Here is a 1,436-nt window from a genome sequence, read left to right as displayed (position 1 = left end):
CTCGGCGTCTCGGACGTCTGGGGTGAGCGATGACCGCCGGCCCCGTCGACTGGCCGACTCGCGATCCGATCGCCCACCGCGCGGCCGCGACGCCACAGCGGACGGCACTCCTCGATACCGAGACCGATGTGGCGTGGGGTTTCCGCGAGTACGATCGTCGCGTCGACCGCGCCGCGGCGGGTCTCGAGGACGCGGTTTTCGAAGCGGATGAGAGCGACGGAACCGATCGCGAGCGAGGCGACCGCCGGCGAATCGGCGTCCTCATGGACACCCGCCCCGCCTTCGCGACCCTCTTTTTCGCCGCGATGCGGACCGGAACGACCGTCGTCCCGCTCAACGTTCGCGAGACGCCCGGCGAACTCGTTGGGAAAGCCGAGCGGACCAATATCACCGCCGTCGTCTGCGAGCAGGATACCGAAGCGGCGGCGCTCGAGATCGCCGACGAAATCGACGCGGTCGACGTTCGTTCGGTCGACGAACCGAACCGCGACCGGGTGGGGTCGTTGGTTCCGCCCCAGTCAAATGATACGATCGATGCCGACCACGGGCTCGACGGCCGATCGGTCGACCCGATCCCGCTCGAGCGCGACGACACGCAGCTGCTCATGTTCACCTCCGGGACGTCCGGAGAACCGAAGGGCGTCCGGCTCACGGTCGGCAATCTGGTCGCGAGCGCCACGGCCTCCGCGTTCCGACTCGGCGTGCTGCCGAGCGATCGGTGGCTGTGCTGTCTCCCGATGTACCATATGGGCGGGCTGGCACCGGTCCTTCGGTCAGCGCTGTACGGCACGCCAGTCGTGATCCAGCGCGACTTCGGCGCGGAATCGACCGCGCGCGTGCTCGAGGAGTACGACATCACGGGCGTCTCGCTCGTCCCGACGATGTGCAAGCGCCTGCTCGAGGCCGGCTGGGAACCGGCCGACGCCTTGCGGTTCGTCCTGCTCGGCGGCGCCCCGGCCTCGAGCGAGCTGCTCGAGCGCTGCCGAACGGCGGACGTTCCGGTACATCCAACCTACGGGATGACCGAAACGGCCTCCCAGATCGCGACGGCGACGCCGACGGAAATCGACACGCACGAGGGTACCGTGGGACAGCCGCTGTTGTTCACCGACGTCTCCGTCGTCGACGAGACCGGCGCAACGGTCGGTCCCGACGAACAGGGGGAACTCGTCGTGTCGGGACCGACGGTGACGCCGGGCTATCTCGACGAGGCGCACACCGCGTCGGCGTTCGGCGAGCGCGGCTTACACACCGGCGACGTCGGCTATCGCGACGCGGACGGCCGACTGTGGATCCTCAATCGCCGTAGCGACCGGATCGTCTCCGGCGGCGAGAACGTCTATCCCGGGGCGGTCGTCGCGGTGCTTCGATCGCATCCTCGAGTCGACGACGCCGCGGTCGTCGGGCTCGCTGACGAGGAGTGGGGCGAACGGGTC

Annotated in this window: 1 protein-coding gene; it reads left to right on the top strand. The window is 69.0% G+C overall.

The window, feature by feature from the left end; all coding sequences use genetic code 11:
* Positions 1-29: 29 nt before the first annotated feature.
* Positions 30-1,436: class I adenylate-forming enzyme family protein (locus PGX04_RS15945; RefSeq protein ID WP_273739412.1), on the top strand; the 1,407-nt coding region annotated here is incomplete at its 3' end.

Source organism: Natrinema soli (assembly GCF_028618695.1).
This window is presented reverse-complemented; position numbering and strand designations above follow the sequence as displayed.